Source organism: uncultured Tateyamaria sp. (assembly GCF_947487805.1).
In the GTDB taxonomy this organism is placed as follows: Bacteria; Pseudomonadota; Alphaproteobacteria; order Rhodobacterales; family Rhodobacteraceae; genus Tateyamaria.
On record NZ_CANKXW010000002.1, the window covers coordinates 230,301 to 256,505 of the forward strand.

The 26,205-nt window shown below is 65.4% G+C and carries 25 protein-coding genes and 1 pseudogene; 11 read left to right on the forward strand and 15 right to left on the reverse strand.

Annotated elements, in window-relative coordinates:
- The first annotated feature begins 13 nt into the window (after nt 1–13).
- On the forward strand, nt 14–556 hold the full coding sequence (locus Q0949_RS06695) for a pseudouridine synthase (protein WP_299369913.1): 543 nt from the start codon (nt 14–16) through the stop codon (nt 554–556).
- An 8-nt stretch (nt 557–564) separates the two neighbouring features.
- On the opposite strand, the gene hflX is transcribed toward Q0949_RS06695, so the two are convergent.
- The 4 genes from hflX to trkA all read right to left on the reverse strand — a co-directional run bounded on the left by hflX (nt 565) and on the right by trkA (nt 5,104).
- Entirely contained in the window at nt 565–1,836 is a 1,272-nt protein-coding gene (gene hflX, locus Q0949_RS06700; protein ID WP_299369914.1) for a GTPase HflX, read from the reverse strand.
- Nucleotides 1,836–2,075 carry an RNA chaperone Hfq gene (gene hfq / locus Q0949_RS06705; protein ID WP_007119530.1) on the reverse strand — a complete coding sequence of 80 codons (240 nt, stop codon included), beginning with the start codon at nt 2,073–2,075 and terminating at the stop codon, nt 1,836–1,838. Before hfq ends, hflX begins: the two co-directional genes overlap by 1 nt.
- Nucleotides 2,076–2,192: 117 nt before the next feature.
- On the reverse strand, nt 2,193–3,728 hold the full coding sequence (locus Q0949_RS06710; protein ID WP_299369915.1) for a potassium transporter TrkG: 1,536 nt from the start codon (nt 3,726–3,728) through the stop codon (nt 2,193–2,195).
- Entirely contained in the window at nt 3,728–5,104 is a 1,377-nt protein-coding gene (trkA, locus tag Q0949_RS06715; RefSeq protein WP_299369916.1) for a Trk system potassium transporter TrkA, read from the reverse strand. Before trkA ends, Q0949_RS06710 begins: the two co-directional genes overlap by 1 nt.
- 152 nt (nt 5,105–5,256) lie before the next feature.
- Here trkA and Q0949_RS06720 point away from each other — a divergent pair, with 152 nt between their 5' ends.
- Both Q0949_RS06720 and Q0949_RS06725 read left to right on the forward strand, forming a co-directional pair.
- Nucleotides 5,257–5,712 (forward strand): hypothetical protein, encoded by a 456-nt coding sequence (locus tag Q0949_RS06720; RefSeq protein ID WP_299369917.1) that lies wholly within the window; start codon nt 5,257–5,259, stop codon nt 5,710–5,712.
- Nucleotides 5,713–5,714: 2 nt separating this feature from the next.
- Nucleotides 5,715–6,725 (forward strand): ester cyclase, encoded by a 1,011-nt coding sequence (locus tag Q0949_RS06725; RefSeq protein ID WP_299369918.1) that lies wholly within the window; start codon nt 5,715–5,717, stop codon nt 6,723–6,725.
- Nucleotides 6,726–6,787: 62 nt separating this feature from the next.
- Here Q0949_RS06725 and Q0949_RS06730 read toward each other — a convergent pair whose 3' ends face one another.
- From Q0949_RS06730 to dusB, 5 genes are all read right to left on the reverse strand, one after another.
- Nucleotides 6,788–8,200 carry a sigma-54 dependent transcriptional regulator gene (locus Q0949_RS06730; RefSeq protein ID WP_299369919.1) on the reverse strand — a complete coding sequence of 471 codons (1,413 nt, stop codon included), beginning with the start codon at nt 8,198–8,200 and terminating at the stop codon, nt 6,788–6,790.
- Entirely contained in the window at nt 8,197–10,434 is a 2,238-nt protein-coding gene (locus Q0949_RS06735) for a PAS domain-containing sensor histidine kinase (protein WP_299369920.1), read from the reverse strand. Before Q0949_RS06735 ends, Q0949_RS06730 begins: the two co-directional genes overlap by 4 nt.
- A 100-nt stretch (nt 10,435–10,534) precedes the next feature.
- The gene (locus Q0949_RS06740; RefSeq protein ID WP_299369921.1) at nt 10,535–11,899 is read right to left on the reverse strand and encodes a response regulator; all 1,365 of its coding nucleotides are present in this window, start codon (nt 11,897–11,899) and stop codon (nt 10,535–10,537) included.
- Between the two features lie 3 nt (nt 11,900–11,902).
- Nucleotides 11,903–12,994, reverse strand: coding sequence for an ATP-binding protein (locus Q0949_RS06745; RefSeq protein WP_299369922.1), 1,092 nt, complete (start codon nt 12,992–12,994; stop codon nt 11,903–11,905).
- Nucleotides 12,991–13,971, reverse strand: a complete 981-nt coding sequence (gene dusB / locus Q0949_RS06750) for a tRNA dihydrouridine synthase DusB (protein ID WP_299369923.1) — start codon at nt 13,969–13,971, stop codon at nt 12,991–12,993. Before dusB ends, Q0949_RS06745 begins: the two co-directional genes overlap by 4 nt.
- Before the next feature lie 185 nt (nt 13,972–14,156).
- Here dusB and Q0949_RS06755 point away from each other — a divergent pair.
- The 4 genes and pseudogenes from Q0949_RS06755 (at nt 14,157) to Q0949_RS06770 (ending at nt 17,594) form a co-directional block, all read left to right on the forward strand.
- A pseudogene (locus tag Q0949_RS06755) lies at nt 14,157–15,291 on the forward strand (bifunctional 2-C-methyl-D-erythritol 4-phosphate cytidylyltransferase/2-C-methyl-D-erythritol 2,4-cyclodiphosphate synthase).
- A complete protein-coding gene (locus Q0949_RS06760) occupies nt 15,288–15,782 on the forward strand; it encodes a phosphatidylglycerophosphatase A (protein WP_299369924.1) in 495 nt (164 codons plus the stop codon). Before Q0949_RS06755 ends, Q0949_RS06760 begins: the two are co-directional and overlap by 4 nt.
- Nucleotides 15,779–16,255 carry a CinA family protein gene (locus Q0949_RS06765; RefSeq protein ID WP_299369925.1) on the forward strand — a complete coding sequence of 159 codons (477 nt, stop codon included), beginning with the start codon at nt 15,779–15,781 and terminating at the stop codon, nt 16,253–16,255. Before Q0949_RS06760 ends, Q0949_RS06765 begins: the two co-directional genes overlap by 4 nt.
- Before the next feature lie 157 nt (nt 16,256–16,412).
- Complete coding sequence (locus Q0949_RS06770; RefSeq protein ID WP_299369926.1) at nt 16,413–17,594, forward strand: ammonium transporter; 1,182 nt, start codon at nt 16,413–16,415, stop codon at nt 17,592–17,594.
- On the opposite strand, the gene Q0949_RS06775 is transcribed toward Q0949_RS06770, so the two are convergent.
- Entirely contained in the window at nt 17,576–18,805 is a 1,230-nt protein-coding gene (locus Q0949_RS06775) for an MmgE/PrpD family protein (protein WP_299369927.1), read from the reverse strand. The two genes, Q0949_RS06770 and Q0949_RS06775, sit on opposite strands and share 19 nt — an antisense overlap.
- A gap of 5 nt (nt 18,806–18,810) precedes the next feature.
- A complete protein-coding gene (locus Q0949_RS06780; RefSeq protein ID WP_299370827.1) occupies nt 18,811–19,254 on the reverse strand; it encodes a type II toxin-antitoxin system RatA family toxin in 444 nt (147 codons plus the stop codon).
- A gap of 76 nt (nt 19,255–19,330) precedes the next feature.
- Here Q0949_RS06780 and hpt point away from each other — a divergent pair, with 76 nt between their 5' ends.
- The 3 genes from hpt to Q0949_RS06795 all read left to right on the forward strand — a co-directional run bounded on the left by hpt (nt 19,331) and on the right by Q0949_RS06795 (nt 21,331).
- Nucleotides 19,331–19,867, forward strand: a complete 537-nt coding sequence (gene hpt / locus Q0949_RS06785) for a hypoxanthine phosphoribosyltransferase (protein WP_299369928.1) — start codon at nt 19,331–19,333, stop codon at nt 19,865–19,867.
- 90 nt (nt 19,868–19,957) lie between these two features.
- A complete protein-coding gene (locus tag Q0949_RS06790; protein WP_299369929.1) occupies nt 19,958–20,428 on the forward strand; it encodes a cytochrome c in 471 nt (156 codons plus the stop codon).
- Nucleotides 20,429–20,437: 9 nt separating this feature from the next.
- Nucleotides 20,438–21,331, forward strand: a complete 894-nt coding sequence (locus Q0949_RS06795; RefSeq protein WP_299369930.1) for a cytochrome c — start codon at nt 20,438–20,440, stop codon at nt 21,329–21,331.
- On the opposite strand, the gene lipA is transcribed toward Q0949_RS06795, so the two are convergent.
- The 3 genes from lipA to Q0949_RS06810 form a co-directional block, all read right to left on the reverse strand.
- On the reverse strand, nt 21,328–22,281 hold the full coding sequence (gene lipA, locus Q0949_RS06800) for a lipoyl synthase (protein ID WP_299369931.1): 954 nt from the start codon (nt 22,279–22,281) through the stop codon (nt 21,328–21,330). The genes Q0949_RS06795 and lipA overlap by 4 nt on opposite strands.
- An 82-nt stretch (nt 22,282–22,363) precedes the next feature.
- Nucleotides 22,364–22,801, reverse strand: coding sequence for a hypothetical protein (locus Q0949_RS06805; RefSeq protein WP_299369932.1), 438 nt, complete (start codon nt 22,799–22,801; stop codon nt 22,364–22,366).
- Between the two features lie 135 nt (nt 22,802–22,936).
- Nucleotides 22,937–24,067, reverse strand: a complete 1,131-nt coding sequence (locus Q0949_RS06810; RefSeq protein WP_299370829.1) for a DUF6456 domain-containing protein — start codon at nt 24,065–24,067, stop codon at nt 22,937–22,939.
- A 155-nt stretch (nt 24,068–24,222) separates the two neighbouring features.
- Here Q0949_RS06810 and Q0949_RS06815 point away from each other — a divergent pair, with 155 nt between their 5' ends.
- Nucleotides 24,223–24,639, forward strand: coding sequence for a DUF6477 family protein (locus Q0949_RS06815; RefSeq protein ID WP_366524011.1), 417 nt, complete (start codon nt 24,223–24,225; stop codon nt 24,637–24,639).
- 16 nt (nt 24,640–24,655) lie between these two features.
- Here Q0949_RS06815 and Q0949_RS06820 read toward each other — a convergent pair whose 3' ends face one another.
- A complete protein-coding gene (locus Q0949_RS06820; protein WP_299369933.1) occupies nt 24,656–26,203 on the reverse strand; it encodes a trimethylamine methyltransferase family protein in 1,548 nt (515 codons plus the stop codon).
- Nucleotides 26,204–26,205 lie beyond the last annotated feature (2 nt).

Here is a 26,205-nt window from a genome sequence, read left to right on the forward strand (position 1 = left end):
CCGGCCGCACCCCGTGACCACGATCCTGTTCAACAAACCCTTCGGCGTGCTGTCGCAATTCACCGACAAGGGCACCCAAGGCTCCACACGCCCGACGCTTTCGGCCTATATCGACCTGCCCGGCGTCTACCCCGCAGGCCGGCTCGACCGCGACAGCGAAGGGCTGATGATCCTGACCAGCGACGGCAAGCTTCAGGCCCGCATCGCCGACCCGAAATTCAAGGCCCCCAAAACCTACCTCGCCCAGGTCGAAGGCACCGTGACCCAAGAGGCGCTGGACCGCTTGCAAAAGGGCGTCATCCTGCGCGACGGCCCCACCCGACCGGCCAGCGCACGCGCTGTGACACCGCCGCCCCTCTGGGACCGCGACCCGCCAATCCGCGTGCGCAAATCCGTCCCCGACAGCTGGATTGAACTCACCATCACCGAAGGGCGCAACCGTCAGGTGCGCCGCATGACCGCCCATGTGGGCTTTCCCACCTTGCGGCTGATCCGCATGTCTGTCGGGGATTGGTCACTGGGCGATCTCGCGCCGGGCCACTGGCGCCCCGCCTGAAACAGACGCTACAGCCCCTCGAACCGCGCCTTCTGGATCGCGGTCCACCGCACGTCAAGCTCGAAACCGTCCTCGCCCTGCCGCTCGTCCTGCACCACGTCCTGCGCGAACAGCCACGCGCGCTTGCGTCCCTCAGCATAGGGCAGCACCAGAACCTCCTGCGTGACAGCCCCCTGCAAGGTCGCAGCCACCTGATCCAGCAACGCGGGTATCCCCTCGCCGGTGATGGCGGAAATCGCGAATACACCGTCCTCGCGCGCCGCACGGGCGCGCACGGCCTCTGCCGCGTCATCGTCCAGCAGGTCCACCTTGTTCCAGACCTCGAACATCGTGCGCCCTTCGCCCACGCCCAGATCGCCCAGGATGGTCATCACATCCTCGGCCTGCGCCTCGGTCTCTGGATGCGAGATGTCGCGCACATGCAGGATCACATCCGCCGCCAGCACCTCTTCGAGCGTGGCACGAAACGCCGCGACCAATTCGGTCGGCAGATCGGAAATGAACCCCACCGTGTCCGACAGGATCACCTCCGGCCCGTCCTCCAACTCGACCCGCCGCATCGTCGGGTCCAGCGTGGCAAAGAGCATGTCCTTGGCCATCACATCCGCCCCCGTCAGACGGTTGAACAGGGTCGACTTGCCCGCATTGGTATACCCCACCAGCGCCACGATCGGATAGGGCACCTTGGCCCGCGCCGCACGGTGCAACGTGCGCGTCTTGACCACCTTGTCCAACTGCCGCCGCAACCGCACCAGTTGCGTGTCGATGGCACGCCGGTCCGCCTCGATCTGCGTCTCGCCGGGACCACCCACAAACCCCAGACCGCCACGCTGGCGCTCAAGGTGGGTCCATGCCCGCACCAGCCGCGTCCGCTGATAGGACAGCGCGGCCATCTCGACCTGCAAGACGCCCTCGCGTGTCGCCGCCCGGTCGCTGAAGATCTCGAGGATCAGGCCCGTCCGGTCCAGCAATTTGACCTTCCACGCCTTTTCAAGGTTGCGCTGCTGCACCGGGGTGACGGGCCCGTCGATCAACACCAGCTCGACCTCGGCCGCTTTCAGCCGCTGCGCCAGTTCCTCGATCTTGCCCGACCCGAACAGCAATCCGGCCCGCACGCGGGGCAGTGGCACAATCTCGCTGCCCACAACCTCAAGCTCGGGCAAGGCATGGGCCAAAGACACGGCTTCGGCCAGCGCGAATTTCGCTTCGCGCCGGTCAGGATCGGATTTGATATCGGGATGGAGCACCCAGGCGCGGGTGGTCTCCGGCAACTCACCCATCAGGACGCGTCTTCACCCTCGTAAAGGCTGATCGGCTGGCTCGGCATGATTGTCGAGATCGCGTGCTTGTACACCAGCTGGCTTTGACCATCCCGGCGCAGCAACACGCAAAAGTTGTCGAACCACGTGATAACACCTTGCAATTTAACGCCATTAATCAAAAAAATGGTCACGGGCACCTTGGTTTTGCGCACGTGATTCAGGAATGCATCCTGCAAATTCTGTCGGTCCGAAGCCATGTCGGGTAACCCTTTTTTTCTTGCTTAGGCCTGCGGATCAGACCGTCCCTCGGGCGCGAGTATGTCGCGCGGTTTCCGAAGATTCCAGCCCAAAAAACAGTCCGTTACGGACCTACCTCAGCCGCGCCACAAATCCGGTGTAAAGAGCGCGATAATCGCCAGCGTTTCCAGCCGTCCCAGCACCATCGCGGCCACGAAAATGGCCTTGGCCGCCCCGCCCAGCTCGATCAGGGCGATGGGCTCGCTGGCCCCATGGGTCAGCAGCGGGCCGGTGGTGGACAGGCCCGCAATCGCGATGACGATGGCCGTTTCGAAATCGGTGCCCGCCGCGGCCAGCAGGATGCTGATCAGCGCAAGGCTGATGGCGAACAGCATGAAGAAGATCCACGCGATGAACGCCCCGTCCTTTTGCAGCCGCCGCCCCATCGGCCCCGCCCCGCTGACCGAGGACGGGTGCACCAGCCGCTCCATCTCGCGCAGGCCGTTGAGGTAAAGTGCGAACACCCGCAGCAGCTTGACGCCACCGGCCGTGGTGGCGACCCCGCCCCCCACCAGCGCCAGCCCCATCAGCAACAGGCCCGGTGTCTCAAGGCCCGACCACGCCTGCGCGTCCGTCCAGAAGCCCGAGGTGAACCCGGTGGTGGTCAGAAAGCTGAGAACGGTGAACGCACTGCCCCACAGCGCACGGGCCGCATCCAGCGTGTCGTTTTCCGCCGACACATCGATGGCGCCCAGGAAATGGCGCACGAACAGGACCACGGGCACGATGATCACCAGCGCAAGGCCGATGCCAAACTCCGGATCGCGCGCCAACCCACCCCCTTCGGAGGTGACCGTGTCCGTGGAAAAGGTCAGCCGCGACAGCGCAAACAGCATGAAAAGCAGCATGACCGCCTCCCCCGCCATGCCCGCGCCGGTGTCCTCCAACCCGCCCACCGGCGAGATGCCCGAGGTCGCCATGATCGACATCGCGTGGCAGATCGCCACCAGCGCACTGTCGCCCCCCAGCGCCAGCAGGATCCACAGCAGCAGCGTCAGCGCAAGGTAAATGGGAACCAATACCGCGCCGACCTTGGCGATGCGGACCCGCACCTCGGGCGCGGTCATGCCGATCTCGCGGCTGGCACTGCGCCCCGGCTCGGCCCGCGCCGTTACCTCGAACCCGCCAAGGTTCAGCGGCGCCAGAATGGCCGAGGCGGCAATCCACATCATCAGGCCGCCCATCCACCCCACCTGCGCCCGCCACAGGTGCAGCGGTCCGTTCAGCCGCTCGGGGTCGTCGAACATCGTGGCCCCGGTGGTGGTGATCGCACTCACCATCTCCACATAGGCGTTCAAAAAGGTCGTCGTGCGCAGCGCCTCGTGGAACGGCACCGCCAGGATCACCGGCAACACCGTGAACGCACAAAAAAGCGACACCAAAGGCCCCAGCGCCCCATGCCGCGGATCGCGCCCCGCATGGGCCAGCCCCACCAGCGCAAACACAACAACCCCCAGCACCCCGCTGTAGAGAAACGCCCGCGCCGTGGCCAACTCGCGCACCACACCGCCGTAAACCGCCGGCACCAGCATCGACGCGGAAAAGATCCCCACCAGCAACAAGAACAGCGGCAGCGCCAGAACGGTCGCACCGAAACCGGGGCGCGCGCCCATCAGAAAAAGTCGATGGACACCTGCATCAGGCGCTCCACCTCCGGCACATCCTTGGTCAGCGCAAAAAGAGCGATCACATCGCCCTCGTCGATGCGCGTCTTGCCCACAGGGCGGAGCACCTTGTCGCCCTTGCGCACCGCCCCAACGAGCACGCCCTCGGGGAAATCGATCTCGTTGATGCGCTGCCCCGCCATGGGCGAGGTCGACAGAACCTCCGCCTCGATCACCTCCGCATCCGCGTCGCCGATTGAGTAAACCGACCGCACCCGCCCATGCCGGATATGGCGCAGGATCGAACTCACGGTCGTCGCGCGCGGGTTGATATAGGCGTCAATGCCCAACGGCCCCATCATCGGCACCAGCGTCGGATCGTTGATCAGCGCAATGGCATAGGGACAGCCCTCGGATTTCGCGCGCACCGCGGCCAAAAGGTTGGTCTTGTCATCATCCGTCACCGCCAGCATCGCGTCCGCCCGCGCCACGCCCGCCTCTGCGAGCAGCGCCACGTCCAACCCGTCACCGTTCAGAACAATCGTCCGCTCCAGCGCCTCGGCGGCCAGTTCCGCGCATTTGCGGTTGCGCTCGATCACCTTGGCCCGCACGCGGGTCGTGCGCTTTTCCAGCGCCCGCGCCACCGCCAGACCGACATTGCCGCCGCCCACCAGCACCACGCGCTCCTGCTTGGCAATGGTCTTGCCAAAGACCTCCATCGTGCGCGGCACGTCATCCACATGCGCAAACACATAAGCCTCGTCCCCGGCAAAAAGCTGGTCCGACGCCTCGGGCGCAAAAAGCGTGCCTTCCCGACGCACGCCCACAACCACCACCCGCAGGGTCGAAAACAGGTCCGTCAACTGCCGCAGCGGCGTGTTCAGCACCGGGCAATCCTCGTCCAGCGCAATGCCCAACAGCTGCGCCTGCCCGTCAATGAACAGCTCAGTGTCAAAGGCCGCAGGCGCGCTCAGCCGCTGGAGCGCCGCCGCCGCCACCTCGCGCTCGGGCGAAATCACCACATCAATGGGCATATGATCGCGGCGGTAAAGGTCCGAATAGATCGCCGTCAGATAGGACTGGCTGCGCAGCCGCGCGATCTTGCGATTGATGCCGAACACCGAATGCGCCACCTGACAGGTGACCATGTTCACCTCGTCCGAATGGGTTGCGGCAATGATCATGTCGGCGTCGCGCGCGCCTGCCCGGTCCAGAATGTCGGGATAGCTGGCAAAGCCCGCAACCCCCTGAACATCCAGCGTATCCGTGGCACGGCGCACCAGATCGGGGTCACTGTCGACCACCGTGACGTCGTTCCGTTCGCCGGACAGATGGCGGGCAATCTGCCACCCCACCTGGCCTGCGCCGCAGATGATGACCTTCATCCCTGTCTCCACGTTACGGCGTGCCTGCGCGCCGCCCGTCTCAGCCCACAGCCATGACAGACCCCGGCCAGACGGTCAATGTTTGCGCAAAGTCACCCACAAAGGTCGCAACCGCGATTGCCAAGACGCGTCACATTCGCCACTCTGCGCCCATGCGTGCGCTTGCCCTTCTCCCCTTTGCCTTATGCGGCTGCCTGCCGGTCTCGACCTACTACGCCGAGGGCGTCAGCTTTGCCCAGCTGGACCGCGACAACACCCGCTGCGACGTGGTCGCCCTGCGCGATGCGCCCGTGGCCAACCAGACGCGCCAGCATGCCCCCCGCTATATCCCGAGGCAGGTCTGCAATGCCGCAGGGCACTGCCACACCAGCGGCGGCTACTGGATACCGGGAGAGGTCTATTCCGTCGACGTCAACGCGGGCCTGCGCCAACGCGTCAAGGCCCAGTGCATGGGCGACCGCGGCTATACCCCCGTCGAATTGCCCGCCTGCCCGCCCGGCGTGGCCAAGGCCGCACCGCCCGGCCCCTCGCCCGTCCTGCCCCGGCTGAACGCCGCAAGCTGCGCGATCCGCACCGACGGCGGATTGCGGATCGTCACCCAAGGATAACCATGACCGATCTTTCCCGTGCCAAGGCCTGCGTGCAGGCCCACCACGCCGCCCTTGCGCGCGCCACCCCCGATACCGTTGCAGAGGCGCTGGCCACGCACATGACCCCCGACACGTTCTGGCGCGGGATGCACCCGTTTCACGAACAGACCGGGCCAGACGCCATCGCCACGACATTCTGGGCGCCCTTCCTGACGGCCATGTCGCGGATACAACGGCGGCAGGACATCTTCTTTGCCGGGCACAACCACCTTGATGAGGGCGGCGGCACCTGGGTGGCCTCGATGGGGCATCTGATGGCGCTCTTTGATGCGCCGTTTCTGGGCATCCAGCCGACGCGCAAGATTGTCATGCTCCGCTATGCCGAATTTTCGCGCGTCGAGGGCGACCGCATTGTCGAACAGGCCCTCTTTGTCGATCTGCTGCACCTGATGGCGCAGGCCGGGCAATACCCCCTGCCGGGCATGACCGGTGCGCAACTGGTCCAACCGGGGCCGATGACCCATGACGGCCTCCTCTTTGACGATCAGGACCCGGCGGTGGGACAGGCCACGCTCGACCGGATCCACGCGATGATGGACGCCATCACGGCGGCCAACGCCCTGCCCACGCCCCCCGCACCCGAGGACGAGCTGGCGCGCGACTGGCATGACGACATGATCTGGTGGGGGCCCACGGGCATCGGCGCGACCTATACGATTGACCGCTACATCGAACAGCACCAGCGCCCGTTCCGCACCCAACTGGGCGCGCGCACCTTCAACGGACATATCTGCCGCATGGCCGAGGGGCACTATGGCGGGTTCTTTGGCTGGCCGAACCTGACGATGGACTGCACCGGCCCCTATCTGGGACTGCCGCCCTCGGGGGCCAGGGCCGACATGCGCGTGGTCGACATCTACCGCCGCGACGGCGACAAGCTGGCCGAGAACTGGGTCTTTATCGACATCCTGCATTTCCTGAACATGCAGGGCCTCGATGTGCTGGCGCAACTGGACGTACGGGCACGTTAACCGGATTTTAACGGTTAGATCGTTGATTTCGTGCGTTTAATTTCTGTCCCCGCGGGGACAGATCACGACGCCTGCGCCTCTTCATCATCCAGATGCGCAACACGCGCGCCTGCCTTCGACGAGGTGACGACGCCCAGCGACTTGAGCTTGCGGTGCAGCGCCGACCGTTCCATCCCGACAAAGTTCGCGGTGCGGCTGATGTTGCCGCCAAAGCGGTTGATCTGGGTGAGCAGGTACTCGCGCTCGAAGGCCTCGCGCGCCTCGCGCAGCGGCAGCGTCGCCAGCGCCCCCGACAGCACCACGCGCCCCTCCTCGCCCTCGGGCTCGTCCGCGCCGGGCAGCTCGCGCGCGTCAATCGGGCCGGTGCCGTCGCCAAGGATCAGGATCCGCTCCACCATGTTCTTGAGCTGCCGCACGTTCCCCGGCCACACCATCGTCTGCAACAACGCCGACGCATCCTCGCTGAGCGCGCGTTTGGGCAAGCCCTGCGCGCTGTTGCATTCGTCGATGAAGTGATCGGCCAGCAGCGGGATGTCCTCGCGCCGTTCCTCGAGGCTGGGCACCGGGATCGGCACGACGTTCAGACGATGGTACAGCTCCTGCCGGAAGGTCTCGGCGGCGATGGCCTGTTGCAGGTCGCGGTTCGTCGACGAGATCACCCGCAGATCGACACGCACCTTGTCATTTCCCCCAACCCTTTGAAATTGCTGATCAACCAGCACGCGCAGGATCTTGGATTGCGTGCCCACGGGCATGTCCGCGACCTCGTCGAAATAGATCACGCCGCCATGCGCCTGTTCCAGCAGGCCGGGCTCCACGCCGCGCTCGGGCGTCTCGCGGCCAAAGAGAACTTCTTCCATGTTTTCAGGGGCAACGCCCGCACAGTTCACCGTCACAAACGGCCCATCGGCGCGGTTAGAGTTGGCGTGGATATAGCGCGCGGCCACTTCCTTGCCGCAGCCCGCAGGCCCGGTCAGCATCACGCGTCCGTTCGACTTGGTCACCTTGTCCAGCTGCGAGATCAGCCCGCGGAAGCTGGCGGAGGTGCCGATCATCTTGGCTTGCGCGGCCTCGGGGCGGCGCAGCGACCTGTTCTCGCGGCGCAGGCGGCTTGTCTCCATCGCGCGACGAATAACGACCAGCAACTGGTCGATATTAAAGGGTTTTTCGATAAAGTCGTAAGCCCCCTGCTTGATCGCCGCCACCGCGATCTCGATGTTGCCATGGCCCGAAATGATCACCACGGGCACGCCGGGATTGTCGCGCTTGACCGCCTTGAGGATGTCGATCCCGTCCATGCGGCTGTCCTTGAGCCAGATATCCAGAATGATCAGCGCCGGTTCGGCCGCGTTGATCGCCGCCATCGCGTCATCGGAATTGCCCGCAAGCCGCGTGGCATAGCCCTCGTCCTCGAGAATATCCGAGATCAGTTCCCGAATGTCGCGTTCATCATCCACGATCAAGATATCGCTCATACCGCTTCCTCCTGCTCAACATGTGCTGTTGCCACGGGCAAGGTGATCACTGCCATGGCCCCATAATGGGTGTGGCCCTCGAACGGGGCCGCGTCATCGAGGGTCAGCGTGCCCCCGTGTTCTTCGATGATCTTCTTGACGATGGGCAGGCCAAGGCCGGTGCCCTCGTCGCGGGTGGTCACGTAAGGCTCAAACAGCCGCGCGCGATCCTCGGGCAGGCCGATGCCATTGTCGGAAATCGTGATCTGCGTGCCGCGCCCACCAACCCCCATCGCCACGGCAATGCGCGGTGTGTGACCCTCGGGCACGGGGCCCTTTTCATACAGGGTTTCAATGGCTTCGCCCGCGTTCTTGATCAAGTTTGTCAACGCCTGCGAGATCATGGTGGCGTCCACATCGCCCAGGATCGGATGATCCGGCAGATCATCCACCAATGTCACGTCAGGCTGGCCCGCGCGTTGCAACACAACCGCGTCGCGCACGATGGCGACCAGATCGTGGCTTTGACGGTCGGGTTCGGGCATGCGGGCGAATTTCGAAAACTCGTCCACGATGCGGCGCAGATCGCCCGTCTGTCGCACGATCACATCCGTCATCTGTTCAAGGCTGTCGCTGTCGTCGCCGAGCTTGGGTGCGAACTTGCGCTTGATGCGCTCGGCGCTGAGCTGGATCGGGGTCAGCGGGTTCTTGATCTCGTGGGCGATGCGGCGGGCGACGTCGCCCCATGCCGCCATCCGCTGGGCGCTGACCAGATCGGTGACATCGTCAAAGGTCAGCACGTAACCTTCCAGCGCGCCATCGGAGTTGCGCCGTGTCGCCATGCGCACCAGCAGGTTTTCCAGCCGCCCGTTGCGCGTCACCTTGACCTCGCCCTGCGCAACCTCTTCGGGCCCTGCACGCAAGAGGGCAAAGAGCGCGGCAAATTCGGGAACGGCCACGGACAGCGGCACGGTTTCGCGGTCTTCCTGCCAGTCAAGCAGGCGCGCACCCGATTTGTTTACGAAGGTCACGCGGCCCTCGGGATCGACCCCCACCACGCCCGACGTCACCGAGGACAGCACCGAATCAAAGAGCCTGCGGCGGCGTTCGATCTGTTGGGTGTTCGCCAAAAGCGTTTCGCGCTGGCCCTTGAGCTGCTTGGTCATCTGGTTGAAGTACCGGCCCAGCATGGCGATTTCGTCGTCGCCTTCTTCTTCGCGGACCTGCACGTCGAGATCGCCCGCGCCGACCCGCTGGGCCGCGCCGGTCAGCCGGCCCACGGGACCGGAGAGCCGTTCGGCGAACCACAGCCCCAGCCAGATTGCGGCAAGGATCAGCACCAGAGCAAAGCCGAAATAGAGCAGGCCAAAGTCAAAAAGCACCCGCCCCCGGTCGCTTTCGAGTTGCTGGTAGAGCCGCACGGTTTCCTGCGTTTCATCCAGCAGTGACAGGATTTCGCCGTCGACCTCGCGGCTGATATAGAGGAACCGGTCCACAAAGCTGGCCAGGGGGACAAGCGCGCGAAATTCGTTGTTCGCCCAGTCCTCGATCACCAGACCGCCGGTTTCGATGGATTGTGCGATCAGGTCCTGCGCCGGTTTTTCGAAGTCAAAGAGGTAGGAGCGGTTGCCGCGTGCGCGCAGTTCGCCCGTGCCGTCGATCAGGTAGGCCTCGCGCAGGCCACGCTGGACCTGCAATTGACCATCGGTCAGGACCTCGCGGTCGCCCACGGTTTTCAGCGCGCGCACGTCGTCGATATAGCGCGCCAGTGCGCGGGCGTCGGTGATCAGGTCGCTGCGCTGTTCGGTTTCGTAGGCTTCGGCGGCGGCGAGGGAGGCACCGACCACGCGGCTGACCCGGTCGGAGAACCAGCCTTCGAGACCGATATTGAGGGTGAGCCCGGCAAAGATCGCCACGGTCACCGTCGGGATCAGTGCGAGCAGCGCGAAGGCGCCGGTGAGGCGCAGGTGCAGTCGGGAGCCTGCGGATTTGGCGCGGCGCGCGGCGATGAGCCGTCCGATTTGCGACAGGACCAGTGCCGCGACCACAAGCGCATAGACAAGGTCGGCCAGCAGCACCAGTCGCAGTGACAGCACGCCCGACTGCTGGTCGAGCGGGCCGAGCACGAGGAAGGTGACGAGGGCGAGGATGGGCCCGAGGATGACGAGGCCCAGCGTGGCCGCGTTGCGCACGCGCCGCCGCCTGCGCAAACGCCCGATCGTCAGCCACCAGCTGCTGCGTGTCCCGAATGCCACGTGGCACGTCCTCGATGATGTGGCACTTTGTGCCTTTACCGCCATATCCGGTGGTCAGCTGCGCCTGTGCGGCGCAGATGCCACGGGTTGTGTGGCAGTATTACATCAATTTGCGACGGCGTGTCACCTCTATATCCAGATCGGTGATTTTCTTGCGCAGGGTATTGCGGTTGATGCCGAGCAGGTCGGCGCATTTGGCCTGGTTTCCGCCGGTGGCGTCGAGGGCAATCTCGATCAGGGGGGCTTCGACTTCGCGCAGGATGCGTTGGTAGAGGCCGGGGGGCGGCAGCATGTTGCCGTGCAGGTCGAAGTAGCGTTTGAGGTGGCGCGCGACGGAAGCGCCCAGTTTCTCGGTATCGCCTGCGCTGCGGATGGGTTCCTGTTCGGGCTGGCTGCCGAGGACCTGTTCGACCTCGCCTGCGGTGATTTCCACGGCACTGCTGGTGAGGCCGAGGCGGCGGATGGCGTTCTCCATCTGGCGGACGTTGCCGGGCCAGGAATAGGTGCGGAAGATTTCGGCCGCGTCGGCGGACAGCTGGCGGCGCGGCTGGCCGGTTTTCTCGCCGCGGATGAGGAAGTGCTCGGCCAGGAGCGGGATGTCGTCGACCCGTTCGCGCAGGGCGGGCACGGTCAGGGTGGCACCGGAGAGGCGGTAGTAGAGGTCCTTGCGCACCTGCCCCGCCTCCATCGCGCCGGCCAGATCGGTCTGGGACGTGGCGAGAAAGCGCGGCACGTATTCGCCGGGCGTGTCCATCATGCGCACGATGCGGGCCTGAAGTTCCTCGGGGATGTCGCCGATCTCGTCAAAGAGCAGCGTGCCGCCCTTGACCTTGGCCAGCACCCGCGCGGGCCCTTCGAGGTCCTGCAACTCGGCGGCGGTAACGGTGATGAAGGGCAGCGTGCGCCGGTCGGAAAAGTCGTGGATCGCCCGTGCAATCAGCGATTTGCCCGTCCCGCTTTCGCCCCAGATCAGCACCGGCAGATCGGTGTTCATCACCCGCGCCACGACACGATACAGCGCCTGCATCACCGCGGTGCGCCCCACCAGCGGCAGATCGTCGGGCCGCTCGTCCTCGTCCGCGGGGCGGGCGGGCAAGTGGGCCTTCTGTTCCAGCGCCTTGGCCGTGCGTTTCATCAGGTCGGGCAGATCGAAGGGTTTGGGCAGGTAATCATAGGCCTCGGCCTCGGCGGCCTGAATGGCGGTCATGATCGTGTTTTGCGCGCTGATCACGATCACCGGCAGGCCGGGCCGGTCCTGGTTGATCTTGGGCAGCATCTCGAGTCCGTTGCCGTCGGGCATCATCACATCCGAGATCACCACATCCCCCTTGCCCTCGCCCACCCAGCGCATCAGCGTCGTCAGCGACGAGGTGGCGTGCACCTTGCAGCCCGCGCGCGTCAGCGCCTGGGTCAAGACGGTGCGGATCGTACGGTCGTCATCTGCGACAAGAACGGTGCCATCCATGGATCAATCCTCATTCTTCGGTGGGGGTGTCTGGGCAGTTTTGGGGGCCCGGGGCAGTGACAGGCGGAACACCGTCTTGCCCGGAACGGAGGTGACGGAAATCCAGCCGTCGTGGTCCGATATGATCTTGGACACCAGGGCAAGGCCAAGGCCGGTGCCGTTTTCCTTGCCCGACACGAACGGGTCAAAGATATCGGCGGCGATGCCATCGGGCAGACCGGGGCCGTCATCGATGATCTCGATCTGGAGCGGCAGCGACTGCCCGGAGCCGTCGGCGCGGCGCAGCCGGAAGGAATGTTCGAAATAGGAGTGCAGCCGGATCGTCCCGCCCTCGGGCCCTGCGGCCTCGGAAGCGTTCTTGAGCAGGTTCAGCACCACCTGCAACAACTGGTCCGCATCGCCAAAGGCCAGCGGCAGCGAGGGGTCGTATTCCTCGATGATGTTCATCTGCGCGCCAAAGCCCAGCAGCGCCGAGCGCCGCGCGCGGTCGAGCACGTCGTGGATGTTCACGGGCTGCAAGTCGGGCGGCGACAGGTTGCCGAACTGCTCCACCTGCTCCAGCAGTTTCACGATGCGGCGGCTTTCGGCGACGATGAGGTCGGTCAGTTCCAGATCGTCCTGCGTCAGGTTCATGGACAGCAGTTGCGCAGCCCCGGTGATCCCGGCCAGCGGGTTCTTGATCTCGTGGGCGAGCATTTCGGCCATGCCGATGGCGGATTTGGCCGCCGATTTGACGGAATGGTTCTGGGTCATGCGCCCGGCCAGTTCGCGGGGCGAGATCATCAGCACCATGTGATCGGGCGCACCCACCAGCGGCGCGATCTGGAGCGCGCATTGCAGCGGCGCGCGCTGACCGTTGCCGACATCCACATCGTTCACGAAAAGCGGTGTGCCGTTCTTGCGCGCGCGGGCAAGGCTGTCTTCGAGCGGGGCGTCGACGGCCAGCTGATCCCAGAGCGGCAAGCCGCGCATTGTCTTGGCGGAGGCGTTAAAGAACCCTTCGGCGGCGGAGTTGATATCCACGATGTCGTCGCCCGGCCCGATCACGATGGTCGGCACCGGCAGCGAGGCCCAGAGATCGCCCACCCCCGTCATGCCGCAGCTGCCTTTGCATGAGACCCCAGCGCCTGAGGCAGGAGCGCCAGCGTGGCGGCGGGTGTCTTGGCCGTCAGGACCGCGCGGCGCAGATCGGCCGGTGTGCCGGCCGTGTCCATGTACCAGCCCAGATGCTTGCGCGCCACGCGCAGGCCCAGCGTTTCACCGTAGAAAGCGCACATCTCCTGGTAATGGGCGCAAGCGAGGTCGGTCAGTGCAGCCCCGGTTGGTATGCAGGGTGCCGGCATGCCGTAGAGGTCATGCGCGATCTGCGCCAGAGCCCATGGCCGCCCTTGTGCGCCACGCCCGACCATGATGCCGTCGGCCCCCGACAGGGCCAGCGCCACACGGGCGCTGTCGGTGCCTGTGATATCGCCATTGGCGATCACGGGGATGGTCACCGCGTCCTTGACCGCGCGGATGGCGGCCCAGTCGGCCCGCCCCTTGTAGAACTGGCAGCGGGTGCGCCCGTGGATCACGATCTGCTGGATGCCTGCGGCCTCGGCGCGGGCGGCGATATGGGGCGCGTTCAGCATCCCGTCGTCCCAGCCCAGCCGGGTTTTCAGCGTCACGGGGATGTCGACGGCATTCACGACTGCCTCGATCAGGGTCAACGCATGCTCGGGGTCGCGCATCAGCGCGGAGCCGGAATAGCCTTGGGTCACCTTTTTCGCGGGGCACCCCATGTTGATGTCGATCACCTGCGCGCCCTGGCCTGCGACCATGCGGGCGGCTTCGGCCATGGGCGCGGCCTCGCGGCCCGCAAGTTGCACCGCGGTGCCGATTGCATCGAGGCCCAGTTCCGCCTTTTCCCGGCTGCCGGGGCGGGCGTTGAGCATGTCGTGGCTGGCCACCATTTCGGACACGACCATGCCAGCGCCAAAGCGCGACACGAGCGACCGGAACGGCAGGTCCGTGATTCCGGCCATGGGGGCCAGCATCACGGGTGCGGGCATATCAAGCGGGTGCGCGGCCATGAAGGGGTGCTTAATCCTTGTGCGTTTAGACCGAGCTATATCACGGTTTGGTCCATCACAATGACGCCAAACGCATTCACTGGCGTGGTTTAGCGCCTTTGCCTCATTTTTGTGCATTTGCGGCGTGCGATGGACAGGCCGCGCCCGAGAGCCTAGACCGGGCGCATGGACAAGGGGATCTCGGGATGAGCCGGGTTGCGGCGGTGATTGTGGCGGCGGGGCGTGGCCAGCGGGCGGGTGGTGACGTGCCCAAGCAGTGGCAAATGCTGGCCGGTGCGCCGGTGCTGTCGTGGACGCTGGAGGCGTTTGCGGCCCATCCCCGCGTGGCCGAAATCGTGCTGGTGGTGCATCCTGATGACGCCGCCCGCGCGGCACCGTTTGCGCGGGCGGGCGTGGTGCTGGCCCATGGGGCGGCGGACCGTGCGGGATCCGTGCGCAGCGGGTTGGCGGCAATTGGTGCGGCGGATCACGTGTTGATCCATGATGTGGCCCGCCCGCTGGTGTCGGCGCGCACGATTGACGCGGTGATCGACGCGCTGGGGACCCATGCGGGTGCGGCCCCTGCTTTGGCCGTGACGGATGCGCTCTGGACCGGGGCGGCGGGTGTGGTGACGGGCACGCAGGACCGGACGGGCCTGTTTCGCGCGCAGACGCCGCAGGGGTTTCACCTGGAGGCGATCCGGGCGGCCCATGCGGCGCATCCCGGCGGGGCGGCGGACGATGTCGAGGTGGCGCGCGCCTTTGGTCTGGACGTCGCCATCGTTTCGGGGGACGAAGACAATCTGAAAATCACCATGCCCGGCGACTTTGACCGGGCCGAGCGGATCATGCGGGGGCGGAATGGATATTAGGCTGGGAAACGGGTTTGACGTGCATGCCTTTGGCCCTGGAGACCACGTGACGCTGTGCGGCGTGGACGTGCCGCATGACGCGGGCCTTGTGGGGCATTCGGATGCGGATGTGGGCATGCACACGGTGACGGATGCGATCTATGGCGCGCTGGCGCAGGGCGACATCGGCCAGCATTTCCCGCCCTCGGATCCGCAGTGGAAGGGGGCGGCGAGCGCCATCTTTCTGCGCCATGCGGTGGATCTTGCCGCGGAGATGGGGTTCGAGATCTGCAACGTCGATTGCACGCTGATCTGCGAAAGCCCCAAGATCGGGCCACATGCCGCGCGGATGCGGGCGGTGATGGCCGAGCTGATGGGGCTGGATCCTGCGCGGGTGTCGGTCAAGGCCACGACGTCCGAACGGCTGGGGTTCACCGGGCGGGGCGAAGGCATTGCCTGCATCGCCACGGCCGCGCTGGTGAAGACATGATTGCCCAAATGATAGGCACGGTCTGCGGCGTGGGGCATCTGCGCCCGGCCCCCGGCACGTGGGGGTCGCTGGCGGCGCTGCCGCTGGCCTGGGCGCTGCACCAGTTGGCGGGGTTCCCCGGTCTGGCCGTGGCCACCCTCGCCATTTTTGCCGCCGGGTGGTGGGCCACAGCGCGCATGACCGCGGGCAGTGACGACCACGACCCGTCGGAGATCGTGGTGGACGAAGTGGCGGGCCAGTGGATCGCGCTGGCCCCCCTGAGCTATGCCGCGTGGGACCGGGGGATCGAGGTGTTGGCGATGTGGCCGGGATGGATCGCGGCCTTTGTCCTTTTTCGCCTGTTCGACATCTGGAAACCGTGGCTGGTGGGAATGGCGGACCGGCGGGGGGATGCGTTGGGCGTGATGCTTGACGATGTGATCGCGGGCGTGTTCGCGGCCATCGGCGTGCTGGCGCTGGCCGCGCTGGCACACGGGGTGATCATGACATGAGCCTTGCCCGCGATATCGTTGAAATCGCAACACAAACGGGCCGCATGATCGCCACCGCAGAAAGCTGTACCGGGGGCATGGTCGCGGCCACGCTGACCGACATTCCCGGCGCGTCCGCGGCGGTGGAACGGGGGTTTGTCACCTATACCAACGGGGCCAAGACCGAGATGCTGGGCGTGCGCCCCGACACGCTGGCCGCCCATGGTGCGGTGAGCGAGGAGGTCGCCGCCGAGATGGCGCAGGGCGCCCTGGCCCATGCCCCTGTCTGGATCGCCGTTTCCATCACCGGGATCGCGGGGCCCGGCGGGTCGGAGTTCAAGCCCGAGGGGCGGGTCTGTTTCGGCATCGCCACGGCGCATCACGTCGCCACCGAAACCGTGGAGTTCGGCGCACGGGGCCGCAGCGAGGTGCGGGCGGCGGCGCGGGATCATGCGCTGCGCTTGCTGCTGGACGGGCTGCGCCGCGATCCCTAAACCGCCCGCCATTTAATCAAAGCGTCTAAATTCATGCCTGATTAATGTGCAGTATGTATTTTGCGCAATTAAAGGGCGCAACAAACCGTCATTGCTTCTTTTTTCCGCAGGCGCACTCCGCCAAAGCCCCTCGCACATAAAAATTCCGGAGGGGACAATGAACGGAGCCGATACAGCCTGGATCATCGTGGCGACCGCCTTGGTGCTGATGATGACTTTGCCGGGCCTTGCGCTGTTTTACGGGGGGCTTGTACGCGCCCGCAACGTGTTGAGCGTTTTCATGCACTGCTATGCCATCGCCTGTCTGATGAGCATTCTGTGGTTCGTCGCGGGGTATTCGATCGCCTTTGGCGGCGGCACCTCGGGCTACTGGGGTGGTCTGGACAAGCTGCTGCTGAGCGGTGTGACGGCGGACAGCCTGTCGGGCACCCTGCCAGAAGTGCTGTTTTTCGCGTTTCAGATGACATTTGCGATCATCACGCCCGCGCTGATCGTGGGCGCATATGTGGAGCGGATCGGCTTTGGCTTTGTCCTGCTGTTCTCGGGGCTGTGGATGCTCTTGTGCTATGCGCCGGTGGTGCATTGGGTCTGGGGCGGCGGGATGCTGGCCGATGGCGGCATCTTTGGCGAGACGGGCGTGCGCGATTTTGCGGGCGGCATCGTGGTGCACGAGACCGCAGGTATCGCGGCCCTCGTGCTGGCCGTGTTCCTGCGCCCGCGCAAGAACCAGACCACGCCGCCGCACAATCCCGGCATGGTGATGATGGGGGCCGCGTTGCTGTGGGTCGGTTGGTTCGGCTTTAACGGCGGTTCGCAGCTGGCCGCCGATGGCGGTGCCGCGATGGCGCTGACGGTCACGCATATCTCGGCGGCGATGGCGTCGCTGACCTGGGCGCTGTGGGAAAAGATCAAGTTCGGCAAGGCGAGCCTTGTGGGCATGGTCACCGGCACGATTGCGGGGCTTGCATCGATCACGCCCGCGTCGGGTTTTGTCGGGCCGGTCGAGGCGCTGATCATCGGGGCGGTTGCCGGTGTGTTGTGTCAGGAGGCGGTGAACCTGATCCGCAACGCGCTGAAGATCGACGACACGCTGGATGTGTTCGCGGTCCACGGTGTGGGCGGTATCTTTGGCACGATCATGATCGCGGTCTTTGGTGCGGGCGCTTGGGCCGCGCAGCTGGGGTCACTGGTGATTGTCGGCGTCTACACGGTTGTGGTGTCGGTGGTTCTGGTGTTCGTCGTGCGTCTGATCACGCCCTTGCGCGTGGATGCGGACACCGAGGAACAGGGCCTTGACCTGATCGTGCACGGCGAACGTGCCTATGACGTCAGCAGCTGAGCAAACGTATCGCGGTCACCGGTGGTGATCGCGGCCCACAGATCATCCGCCCGTGCGCCCACCAGCGCGCGGGCTTTTTGCTGGATTCGGGTTTTGCGCGCGTCAAGCGGCAGGGCGGCGTCGAGGTCGTGGTCAAAGCGTTGGCCGTCGACGATCACGCGGGCCTGCATTTCCGTCAGGCTGTCGTCGCCCTGCACGCTCACGCGGGCGCGGTAGGCGACAAGGTTGCGATCACGCGCGCAGGCATCGGAAAAAGCCGCGATATCGCCGGTGTCGTGCCCGTGTGCCGCCATGGCGATCACCTGGCGATAGGAGAATTTGGCCCCCAGCCCCGTGTCGGGGTCGGGTTGGTTGCAGACGGTCAGCCAGCGGGGGTGTGTGTGCACGCTGATGTGCTGCGCCTGTGCCAACGGGGCGTCGCGCAGCGCCTCGAGGCAGGCGTGCAGCCCATGGCAGCAGGCATGGAACTTGTGGCTGACGCGCGGCATGCGCCAGTCGAAGGCGACCGTGGCCCCTGCCCCGTGGTGGGTATCGCCAAAGCCGTGCAGCCCGTCATCGGGCGCGGTCATGCCCGCCTGCGCCCAGTGCGCGGCCTCTACGCCCGTGCGTGCCGCAAGGCCCGCGTTCAGCGGTTTGCCCATGGTGCCGAATTGCGATTTCAGGCCCGAAGCCATGGTGGCACAGAGGCCAAGTGCCGCGCGGGTTCGGGCCGGGGTCAGGCCCAGCAGCCGTGCCGCGCTGACCGTGGCCCCGAAGGCGCCTGCGGTTGCGGTCTGGTGAAAGCCGATCTGGTAATGCGCCCGGCCCAGCCAGAGCCCGGCGGCGATCGATGCCTCCGCGCCCACCAGGGCTGCGTCGATGATGGCGTCCAGCGGGGCGTTTTGCGCCTCGCCCACGGCGAGGGCCGCGGCGCAGACCACGACGGACGGATGGCCGATATGGTCAAAATGCGTATCGTCATAGTCGAGCGCGTGGGACAGGGTTCCGTTGACCAGCGCCGCCTCGGCTGCCGTGCTGCACGCGCCGTCAAACCGCGTGGCGGGGCCTTGGGTGGTGAGCGTGGCGGACCAGCCGTCGAAGGCCCCCTCCGCCCGCCCGGCGATCCCGCAGGCCGCCCAGTCCAGCAGCGACAGCCGCATGATGTCGCGCGCGGTCGCGTCGGGCGTGGCCGTGGCATAGCGGATCAGCAGTGCGGTGATGTCGGTGGCCATCGTGGTCAGCCGTAGAGAGCGGCGGCGCGGCGTTCAAAGGCGCGCACGATACGCTGCATCGCCTCGTTGAAGACCACGCCGATGATGCCCTGGAGGATCGCGTTCCGGAATTCGAAATCGACAAAGAACGATACCTCGCAGCCGCCCTCGGCGGGGGCAAAGGACCAGTTGGATTTCATGTAGCGGAAGGGGCCGTCGAGGTACTCGGTGTCGATCCGGTGCGCGTCGGGCCAGAGCACCACGCGGCTGCCGAAGCGTTCGCGGAACACCTTGAAGCTGATCACCAGGTCCGCCTCCATCACCTCGTGATCGCCTTGGGGGCTGACATTGCGCACGCGCGCGGCCGCGCACCACGGCAGAAATTCGGGATACGATCCCACATCCGCCACAAGGTCGTACATTTGCTGGGCGGTATAGGGCAGGAAGCGGGTTTCGGAATGGGTGGGCATTGCGCTAGAAAGAACCTCGGGCCATGTGTTGCCTGAGGATGTGTCGCGAACGGCGCGTGAAATCAAGGGGATGGGCATGGCAGAGCGTCCATATGTCATAGATCGGATGATCTCGGCCAAGGCAATCGCGGCGCGGATCGAGGCGCTCTGCGGGGAGATCCAGACCGAATTTGCGGGCACTGACAAACTGGTTGTGGTGGGGCTCTTGCGGGGGTCTTTCGTTTTCATCGCCGATCTGGTGCGCGAGCTGGACCTGCCCATCGAGGTCGATTTCCTCGAGGCGTCGTCCTATGGCGATGGCATGGAGTCGAGCCGGGAAGTGCGCATTCTCAAGGACCTGCGCGGCGCCATCGAGGGGCGCGACGTGCTGGTGGTCGAGGATATCGTGGACACCGGCTACACCATGCACCACGTGATCCGCCTGCTGGAAGGGCGCAGCCCGGCCAAGCTGCGCACGATTGCATTGCTGGACAAACCCAGCCGCCGCGAGGTGGACGTCAAGGCGAACTGGACCGGGTTCGAGATCCCGGATGAATTTGTCGTGGGCTATGGCATCGACTTTGCCCAACGCAACCGCAACCTGCCGTTTATCGGCAAGGTGCGGTTCACCTGAGGCCACTTGTTCGCCTCTTCACGCGGAATTGCCTTTGGAGGTGCGACAAATCGCGCTAGGTCTTGTCGCATCGAAAATCAGGAGATTGCCATGACCCGTCTGTTCGGACTCACCCTTGCCGCCTGCACTGTTGCGGTGGCCGCCTTTGCCGGCAGCCACGCGAACCCCGCATTGAAGGGCGCGGTGGACGCGCGCAACGCGCAGATGTCGATGATTGGCTATCACACGGGCCTTTTGGGCGGCATGGCCAAGGGTGATGTGCCTTACGACGCCGCCACGGCGACAGCCGCCGCCGAAAACCTGGCCGCCGCAGCGGCGATGAACCGCGCCGTCCTGTGGATCGAAGGCACCGAGCAGGGTGCTGTCGAAGGATCGCGGGCCAAGCCCGAGATCTGGAGCGATGCGGCCGGGTTCGAGGAAAAGGCCATGATGCTCGAGGCCGCCACGGCAGCAATGGTGACAGCGGCGGGCACCGACCTGGATGCGCTGCGTGCGGCGATGGGGGACGTGGGCGCCAGCTGTGGCGCGTGTCACAAGGCCTATCGCGGCCCGCGCAACTGATCGCGGGCCATGGCGATCTGGCGTGGACTTGGGCTGGTGGCGCTGTGCGCCGCCGGTGCGGGGTGGTTTCTGACCGCGCCCGCTTCGCTGCCGGACGGGTATGGCGCGACCCACACGCCCGACCCTGAGGCCGGACAACTGGTCTTTGCCGCGTCGGGGTGCGCATCCTGCCACACCGCGCCCGAGGCCGAAGCGGCAGAGGCCCCCGTTCTGGCCGGTGGGTTGGCCTTTCCCAGTGATTTCGGCACGTTCTATGCGCCCAATATCTCGTCTGATCCCGCGGCAGGGATTGGCGGTTGGAGCCTGCCCGAGTTCGCCCGCGCCGTAACGCTTGGCGTGTCGCCCGGCGGAGCGCATTACTATCCGGCCTTTCCCTACGGATCCTACCAGAACATGACTGACGGCGATGTCGCCGACCTTTATGCGTATATGCAGACGCTGCCCGCCAGCGACACGGTCAGCCGGCCCCATGATGTGGGGTTTCCGTTCAACATACGGCGCGGTCTGGGCCTGTGGAAACGCGCGTTTCTGCCAAGTGGCTTTGTAATGCCCGATCCCGACGATCCGGTGGTGGCGCGGGGCCGCTATCTGGCGGAAGGGCTGGCGCATTGCGCCGAATGTCACACGCCGCGCAACGCGGTGGGCGCCTTGCAGACGGATCAGTGGATGGCGGGCGCGCCAAACCCGTCGGGCAAGGGGCGCATTCCCAATATCACCCCTGCCGCACTGCAGTGGTCGCAGGGCGATCTGGTGGAATATTTCACGTCCGGCTTTACGCCCGACTATGACAGTGCGGGCGGAGAGATGGCCGAAGTCATTGAAAACCTGAGCCAATTGCCCGAGGCCGACCGGGAGGCGCTGGCGGCCTATGTGGCCGCCCTGCCCCCGATCCCGTCGCCCTAGGCGCGGCCCAGTTTGGCCTGACGTGCGTCCCGCAAGCGGGCAAAGTCGTCGCCCGCGTGGTAGGACGACCGGGTGAGCGGCGTGGCCGATACCATCAGGAACCCTTTGCCGTAGGCGGCCTTTTCATAAGACGCGAATTCCTCGGGCGTGACGAACCGATCGACGCGGTGGTGTTTCGGTGTCGGTTGCAGGTATTGGCCGATGGTGAGGAAGTCGATATCGGCGGCGCGCATGTCCTCCATCACCTGAATGACGGATTGGCGGTCTTCGCCCAGGCCAACCATGATGCCCGATTTGGTGAACATGGTCGGGTCCAGTTCCTTGACCCGTTGCAGCAGGCGCAGGGAGTGGAAATAACGCGCGCCGGGGCGCACCTCTGGATAGAGGCCGGGCACGGTTTCGAGGTTGTGGTTGAAGACATCGGGCCGCGCCTCGACGACAACCTCGAGCACGGACGGATCACAGCGGATAAAGTCCGGGGTCAGGATTTCGATGGTGGTGCCGGGGCTGCGGTGGCGTATGGCGCGGATGGTCTGGGCAAAGTGGTCGGCGCCGCCGTCCTCGATATCGTCGCGGTCCACAGAGGTGATGACCACGTGGTTCAGCCCCAGTTTTTCGACCGCATGGGCCACGCGGCCGGGTTCGAACGCGTCCAGATCCTCGGGTGGTTTGCCGGTGGCAATGTTGCAGAAGGTGCAGGCGCGGGTGCAGACCTCGCCCATGATCATCATGGTGGCGTGGCCCTGGCTCCAGCATTCGCCGACATTGGGGCAACCGGCCTCTTCGCAGACGGTGACGAGCTTGTTCTCGCGCATGATGCGGGCGGTTTCGGTATAGCCATCGCCGCCCGGTGCCTTGACGCGGATCCAGTCGGGTTTCTTGGGCTGGGGATTGTCCGGGCGGCGCGCCTTTTCGGGGTGGCGCTGTTCGGGAATTTTCAGGTCACGCATGGGGTCCCCCCGGGGTCGTTCAACGTTAAACTTGTTTCTAACATAGAAACCCGTGCGGGGAATACCACGCGGCGCATGGCCGCTATGCGCCTTTGCGCCGGACCCATGCGCCGAGGCTGTAGTGATCGCGGTGGATCAGCAGGATCAGAGCCACCATCGCCGCCAGCACGGCAAGGTCAATCACTTGGTTGCGGTGGATGGGAAAGCCGCGCGCGTTGAGGGCAAAGGGGTCGAGGAACCCTTCCCACCGGCGCAGGACGGTAAAGAAGTGCATGAGCGCCAGAGCCGGATAGCTGACCCAGCGCACCGCGCCCAGCGCGACCAGCACACAGATCAGGATCTGCGCGCCCGCAACGGCGTAGATGGTAGTGAACTCCAGCTCGACCCCGTCGAAATGGCGGGCCAGCCCCTGATACTGTTTCGGCGTGATGATCTTGTGCGCGGCCCAGAGAAAGATGAACCACGCCAGCCCCAGCCGCATGATCAAGAGCGCAAGCGCTTCGCGCGCGTGATGTGACATGGTGGTCGCCTTCCCCGGTGTTCGGCGCGGCATATCGCACGCCAGCCCGATCACCAAATCACGTCCCGGCGAGACGCGCACAAAAAATGGCGCTGCGGGGAGGGACGCAGCGCCATTTTCCGAGGACCGGTTGTGTCAGCCGATCAGGCCGCCCCCCGGTCCCGTCGTTTCGTCATAGTGTTGCTTGAGCCGCATCAGCGCGATGCGCAGTACGATCTTGCCCGACCGCGCCGACCAACCCAGCCGCTTTTCGGTGCTTTCGAGCCCTTCGAGGTAGCAGCAGCAGCGCAGCACCACATCCGACAGGCCCGGCCCCAGATCCTTGAGCGCATGGGCCACGCGGCCCCGCGCCTGTGCCGGGCCATTGCCCACGCCGCTGTCGGCGGCAAAGCCGCCGCGCCCGCCGCCTGTAAGGAACCTGTCCCAGTTCTGCGCCACGCGCGGGCCCATCTGCGCCAGTTCGAAATCCTCGCGCAGCCGTTCGCCTGCGGTGACCAGATCGTCGCTCAGAAACGGGCTGCCATCCTTGTCACGGCGGCGCGCGAGCGCTGTCAGGGGCGATTCCGCAAGGTTGTAACGCACCTTGCGCGGCTGGCCGGTTTCATTGTCGCGCACGGTGCGTTCGCCCCAGACACGGTGCTGGTCGGCGAAATCCGCAGGCGCTTCGGACAGGCCCGGGCCGGTCTGTGCCGCGTCGCTGTCCATCATCTCTTCGAGCGCGGCGCGGCCCGCTGGCGTGATCCGGTACCGCGTGATCCGGCCCGCGCGTTCGGCGCTGATCCAGTCCTGGAGCGCCATCGCTTCGGCCACCTTGCGGTCGACCACGGCCGTGCGGGTGCTGGAGCCTGTGGCGCCGTCGCGCACGACGACGGCCTTTTCCATGTCCACCGCCACGGCGAGCACGGCCCCCGTTTCGCAAAGCCGGCGCAGAATGCGGCGGGCATCGCGGTTCAGGGTGGTGGTGTCGGGCGCTTGATCCTTCAGAGCAGCTTGCATCACGGTGCTTTCCTTTTGTTGCGCAGGTGCAGCGGACGAATGCGTCTGGCCAACTGTCGCCCCGAGTTTTCGCAGCACGGCGTCGATCAACGGATCGTCGCGGCGGGTTTCAAACCGGCGGATTTGGCGCAACACGGTCGAGGCATGACATCCCGATTTGCGGGCCAGTTCGCGGATCGGCAATCCCGCCTCTGTGTGGGCAAGATAGTGCAGCGCCGCATCCGGCACCCAAGCGGGCAATCCTGCCAGCACGGGGTCTGATCGGTTCATCTGATGCATGGGTCTTGTCCGTCCTCTTCGCGTGTTGGTCCGAAGTCTTATGCTTCAGTTGCCCACAGGGTTATCCACACAACCTAGAAGTGCATTGGTTACTCGTTCGTTAACATTCGTCGATATCGCAAGCATTGTTTCTAAAAGATAAACAGTTGCTAAACCAACGCACGCCGCCGTTCGGCGGCACGCAACACCCGTTCAGGTTGTGTCATGGTCCAGTTGCAGCACCGATGGGGATCGGGCTGGAAATCGACCAAGGAGCACCGGAAATGAAAGATATTCTCTCTATGCTGAACGCCCTGCGCCGCCCGCGCCTGTTGATGCGCGCCGCGCGAATCGGTGCGGAAGACTACCGCCGATCGGCGCATCTGCCGCGTCTTTTGGGTTATGGAAACCTGCCACGCCATGGAGCGGCGTTGATGCGGCTGATGGAAATCGAAGGGGAATTGAATGCCATGCGGCTGGGCGACGATTCGTCCTACAGCCTGCTGCGCCACATCGATGTGCTGATCGCCATCGTCGGCGAAGCCCGCATTCTGCGCGCGGCACAGGCGGAGCCAGCACACTGACCCCGCCGCGCGGGCCCTACATAAAGCTGTCGGGTTCCGCTGCCTTCTTTTGGGCGACAAATGCGTCCAGCGCCTCGCGGGTGGCGGGGTCCATGGCCGGTTGCTGGTAATCGCCCAGCATCTTTTTCACGCGCAGCGACGCCAGTTGCATGGTGTCGCGCCCGCCTTCGTCTTCCCATGTCTCGAAGGGCTTGTAATCCAGCAGGTCCGATTTCCAGAACGCGGCCTTGAAATTCGCCTGCGTATGGGCGCAGCCAAGGTAGTGCCCGCCGGGCCCTACTTCGCGGATCGCATCCATTGCCTGCGCGTTCTCGTCGATCTGAACGCCCGCCGCCAGATGGTGCAGCGTGCCCAGCTGATCGGCGTCCATCACGAATTTCTCGTAAGAACTGACCAGCCCGCCTTCCATCCAGCCACAGGAATGCAGCATGAAGTTCACGCCCGACAACAACCCCATATTGAGCGAGTTCGCCGTTTCATAGGCCGCCTGCGCATCAGGCAGCTTAGAGCCGCAGAACGACCCCGCCGACCGGTATGGCAGGCCCAGACGCCGCGCCAGCTGGCCTGCGCCATAGGTGATGTGCGCAGCCTCTGGCGTGCCGAAGGTGGGCGCGCCGGAATTCATGTCGATCGAGGTCACGAACGCGCCCATGATCACGGGCGCGCCCGCGCGGCACAGCTGTGAATAGGCGATGCCGGCCAGCACTTCGGCCAGCACCTGGGTCAGCGTACCGGCCACCGACACCGGCGCCATGGCCCCGCCCACGATAAAGGGCGAAATGATGCAGGCCTGCCCGGCCTGGGCATAGACCTCGAGCGCACCCATCATCACATCATCGAATGTCATGGGCGAGTTGATGTTGATGAGCGACGTCATCACCGTGTTCTGTGCGACGAAGTCCTTTCCGAACAGCACTTCGCACATCTCGACCGAATCGCGCGCTCGGCTGGGTTCGGTGACCGATCCCATGAACGGCTTGTCCGACAGGGTCATGTGCGCGTGCAGCATGTCGAGGTGGCGCTTGTTGACGGCCACGTCCGTGGGCTCGCACACGGTGCCGCCGGAATGGTGCAACCACTTGGACATATAGCCCAGCTTCACGAAGTTGCGGAAATCCTCCATCGTGGCATAGCGGCGGCCCCCTTCGGCGTCATGGACAAAGGGCGGACCATAGACCGGGGCCAGCACCAGGTTCTTGCCGCCCACCTCGACCGACCGCGCGGGGTTGCGCGCGTGCTGGGTGTAGGAGGCGGGCGCCGTCTTGCACAGCTGGCGCGCCAGCCCGCGCGGGATGCGCACCCGCTCGCCGTCGACGTCCGCGCCAGCATCGCGCCACCGTTGCAGCGCGGGGGGATTGTCGGGAAAGTTGACACCGATCTCTTCCAGCACCGTCTCGGCGTTGTGCTCGATGATCTCCAGCGCTTCTTCGGTCAGCACTTCGAAATTGGGAATGTTGCGTTCGATGAACTTCGCCGTCTCGAACGACACCGCACTGCGTTCGGCACGCCGCGCGGCACCGCCTCCGCCACGACCCCGTCTGCGTGCTGCTGTTGCCTCGGCCATCG